Below are 3,914 nucleotides of genomic sequence, written 5' to 3'. Positions count from 1 at the left end.
CCCCAAAAAGGGGGCGCTTCCACAAACCCTTTAGGATTGCTATATTGCAATATATTTTGCCAATATTTTGGCAAAATATATTGCATATTTGTACTATTGCTGTAATATAGTAAAGCACTTGAAATGCAATTGCGGTCATGGTGGAATGGTAGACACGCCATCTTGAGGTGGTGGTGGCGAAAGCTGTGAGAGTTCGAGTCTCTCTGACCGCATATCAAAATAAACAGATAAGGATGGTTGGTGCTTTGCACCAACCATCCTTATCTGTTACTGTAGCTACTCCCTTCCCACCAAAGAAATAGACATACAAAATCAAGAATTATACCAATTCACGAAAGTGTGACAACACTTTTGTGAATTAAAAACTAGACCTAGTAAGGGTTTTCAAGTTAAGAAATGGCTACGCCATTTCTTAACTCGATATTATGACGTTGCGGCGCGAAGCGCCGCAACCTCTAATTTGGGAGTAGCTGCAAACCTAAGCGACAGCTATAGTAATCTTGAAATCTAGTTTACTTAATGCTTTTAAATCCATGTCTCGCCAAGTTGATTGTCAAAAAGAATGTACCAATGGCTGTATCCTCGGCGATAAATGCCCTAATTTGGAATATCTTGCTAAAGCTCGTAAGCTTTTAGCCGAGACCTCCATTGACAAGTTAATTGAAATTTCTGACTCCCGCTTTTTGCCGCCCCCTCCTCCTGCCCAGTAATACCAAAGCTCAAAATGGCTACGCCATTTTGAGCTTTGGTATAGCTATATTCACTTAAGTCAGGACATCAAAGCCAATAGAGAGTTGCGGCGCGAAGCGCCGCAACTCTCTATTGGCTTTGATGTTGAATTCCCAAAAGATGATTGGCGATGCGAAGCACCGCCAATCATCTTTTGGGTTTTAGCTATTTAAGCTTTTCTTTTGCCTTTTGCCAGAACTGCTCCAGTTCCTCAGTTGTAAAACTTTCGATGGGGCGATCGCTTAACTGTTCGATTGTTTCTAGCCGTTGAATAAATTTACGGTTAGTAGATTGTAAAGCAGCAGCAGGATCGAGGTCGTACCAACGGGCGACATTGATCAGGGTAAATAATAAATCTCCCAGTTCCGCCTGTTGGTTTTCCTTAGATTCATGGGCGATCGCTTGATGCAATTCCCCTAACTCTTCGTGAAACTTTGCCCATACCCCTTCCACATTGTCCCATTCAAACCCATTCGCTGCGGCTTTCTGAGAGATTTTCATGCCTGCGGTTAAAGGGGGCAGCGATCGCGCATAGCGTTTGAGTTTGTAGATGAGTTTCTGAGTATCCGCTAGATTTTCACCCTTCTCCTCCGCCTTGATTCTTTCCCAATTTTGATGGATTTCGTCCATATTTTCCGTTTTGACATCACCAAAGACATGGGGATGGCGACGAGTTAATTTTTGGGCAATGCCTTCGGCAACTTCCGCAAGCGTAAAAGTATGGGTTTCACTGGCAATCTGAGATTGCAAAACTACCTGCATTAATAGATCTCCCAACTCTTCCGCGATCGCTTGACTATCTCCGCCCTGAATGGCATCTACCACCTCATAGGCTTCTTCGATCACATAGGGGATAAGACTTTCAGGTGTTTGTGCCAAATCCCAAGGACATCCACCATCGGGCGATCGCAGTTTCGCTACAACATCGATCAAATTTTGTAAGGCTATCAAGTTTGCCGAATTATCGAAACTCATAATATTTGTTTAATGTTAAGAAAAGTAACAAAATGCTATAATAATTTCAATAAAAATATTGCTTTTAACAAACTATATATAGCGTCAATCTTGCCGCCAGAGACCTGCCCAATGAGTAATACCGTTAGTCCCGATCCTGAGATGCTAAGAAAACTTCTAGAGCCTTTACTAGAAGATTTTACCTACTGGTTCGACCGTTCTCAGAAATTACTATCCAACGAACGCATAGATTTTTTGTCGGAAACGGATCAAAAAAGTTTGCTAGAACGGGTTGAAAATGCTCTCAAGGAGGTTGCAGTGTCAGTCTCACTATTTCGGGCTACAGGTCATCAAGTTGGTGTAGATATGACAACTATGAAACCTTGGCATCAACTGTTGATGGAGTGTCAAGCCGTAGGGATGCGCTACTATCGTAATCAAGTAATTTAAAATTTTAATTTCGATTTCTACCCGCACCGATTAATCCTCTATCAGTCTCCTGTTATAAAAACTTAAGAATTGGCTTAAGAATTGGAATTGAGAGTTTAAAAATAGTTTCAATATCTATCTAAATCTGGTGTCTTCTTATTTTTTCATCAGGGCTTCCCTATTTCACTTAAATTTATATATTTTTCAGGAAAGTAGACATGGTACAAATCATTTACATACTCGCTTTTACTGTGCTCTCTATTTTTGCTATTAGCAATCTTATTCGTAGCATGATTGCACTTTCTCAAAATGAATCGCGCAGCTATCAAGATAATCGCCGCCGCCGCGTGTCGCCTCAGTACGCACATCCTGAGTTATGGGATAAGGATGGCAAATATATTGACGAACCACTAATGGTTATTAAGTCTATTAATGTCGATGATGCCCGCTCAAGACTTGACGCTCTCTACAATTCGTCACCTAGTGGCGAAAAATAAGCAGGTAAAAAAGCAAAGCGTAAACGATACTTAGTATCGTTTACGCTTTGCTTTTTTACGCGATCGCTTCTATTCAGATGTACGATAGATCGGGTCGGTTTTCGTAGGTAGCAGCTACGAGACGTAAGGGGGAAAGTACGGTGCAAACCCGTCACTGTCCCGCAACTGTGAATATTTTAGAGCTTGAGGTTGGCTGATGTCGTTGCCCTTAGGCGGTTCTAATTTGCCCTTAATTTGCTCCTAATTTATAAGTCAGGATGCCCGCCGACTGTTTGCTGTAAATTTTCGCGATCCCCATATCATCTGCGAGGTACGGATGAATCATAGTCTATTAGTTTGTACTACCTGTGCCAGCACTTGGCAAAATGGCAAAAAGGTAGGTATTAGTGGTGGTGAAACCCTGCTAAAAGAGCTTTCTCAATTGCATCAAGAACGGGCGAGTGATAAATTGCGATCGCAGTTTGAAATCCGTGCCGTGTCATGCATGAGCGCCTGTAGCCATGCTTGTGTCGTTACTTTTGTCTCCGAAGGGAAATACTCCTATCTATTTGGAGATTTGCCCATTGATAAGGAAAATATGCCCACAACAGCCTCGGCGATTCTATCCTGTGCGGAAATATATTGCGATCGCGCTGATGGCAGTCTCGCATGGAAAGAGCGTCCTGAGCCATTAAAAAGTGGCGTGATTGCTCGCATACCACCTGTTTGAGCGCAAAACGCTGTTGACTGAGCAAAGTCCAAGCCCTATTTTTCTCCTATAGTTGCCAGTTGTATCAGGACATAAACCCCAAGAGAGGGTTGCCGCACAGTGCGCGGCAACCCTCTCTTGGGGTTTGATTTTGTCCTAACAAGATTGGCGGCAGCTATGTATGAGGACATAATTCCCAAGCTCAAAATGGCGTAGCCATTTTGAGCTTGAAAAACCCTTGCTGGGTTTGGTTTTCAATTCACAAAAGTGTTGTCACACTTTCGTGAATTGGTATAAAAACCAAGAATTGATTGGCGGCGCGCCGCGCCGCCAATCAATTCTTGGTTTTTGATTTGTCCTAAGGCAAGTGACTGTAGTTATACATTCATAGAACAAATTTGGTTTGCTTAACTTGCAATTTTGTTAAAAAATTTGAAATAAAACAGTAAAAGCCTCGCTTAGCGAGGCTTTTACTGTTTTATTTCAGCGTAAACTGTTCTAAAAAGATTTAAAATCAAGGGGCGATTGTAATTCTGATAATGTCGATAGATTTTTTGTATAGAACTAAAATTTAAAAACTAAAATTTAAAAACCGAAATTCAAAAAACAAATTTGTA

General features: G+C 41.6%; 5 protein-coding genes, 1 tRNA gene and 1 riboswitch. Of the genes, 5 read left to right on the top strand and 1 reads right to left on the bottom strand.

Annotated elements, in window-relative coordinates:
* Positions 1–131 precede the first annotated feature (131 nt).
* A tRNA-Leu gene (locus AC805_RS15495) sits at positions 132–212 on the top strand.
* Between the two features lie 321 nt (positions 213–533).
* Entirely contained in the window at positions 534–710 is a 177-nt protein-coding gene (locus tag AC805_RS26355) for a hypothetical protein (RefSeq protein WP_197278744.1), read from the top strand.
* A 184-nt stretch (positions 711–894) separates the two neighbouring features.
* On the opposite strand, the gene mazG is transcribed toward AC805_RS26355, so the two are convergent.
* Positions 895–1,704, bottom strand: a complete 810-nt coding sequence (gene mazG / locus AC805_RS15485; protein ID WP_055076256.1) for a nucleoside triphosphate pyrophosphohydrolase — start codon at positions 1,702–1,704, stop codon at positions 895–897.
* 111 nt (positions 1,705–1,815) lie between these two features.
* Between mazG and AC805_RS15480 the strand changes: the two genes are divergently transcribed.
* The 3 genes from AC805_RS15480 (at position 1,816) to AC805_RS15470 (ending at position 3,318) form a co-directional block, all read left to right on the top strand.
* Complete coding sequence (locus AC805_RS15480) at positions 1,816–2,133, top strand: DUF2605 domain-containing protein (protein ID WP_055076255.1); 318 nt, start codon at positions 1,816–1,818, stop codon at positions 2,131–2,133.
* A gap of 197 nt (positions 2,134–2,330) precedes the next feature.
* Positions 2,331–2,609: a DUF2973 domain-containing protein gene (locus AC805_RS15475; RefSeq protein ID WP_055076254.1), complete on the top strand. Its 279-nt coding sequence runs from the start codon at positions 2,331–2,333 to the stop codon at positions 2,607–2,609.
* Positions 2,610–2,687: 78 nt separating this feature from the next.
* Positions 2,688–2,893, top strand: a riboswitch (cobalamin riboswitch).
* Between the two features lie 32 nt (positions 2,894–2,925).
* Positions 2,926–3,318 carry a DUF1636 domain-containing protein gene (locus tag AC805_RS15470; protein WP_055076253.1) on the top strand — a complete coding sequence of 131 codons (393 nt, stop codon included), beginning with the start codon at positions 2,926–2,928 and terminating at the stop codon, positions 3,316–3,318.
* Positions 3,319–3,914 lie beyond the last annotated feature (596 nt).

The sequence above is a fragment of the Pseudanabaena sp. 'Roaring Creek' genome, from assembly GCF_001402795.1.
GTDB lineage: Bacteria > Cyanobacteriota > Cyanobacteriia > Pseudanabaenales > Pseudanabaenaceae > Pseudanabaena.
The sequence above is the reverse complement of the archived record's forward strand: the minus strand, read 5'-3'. Positions and strand labels throughout refer to the sequence as shown.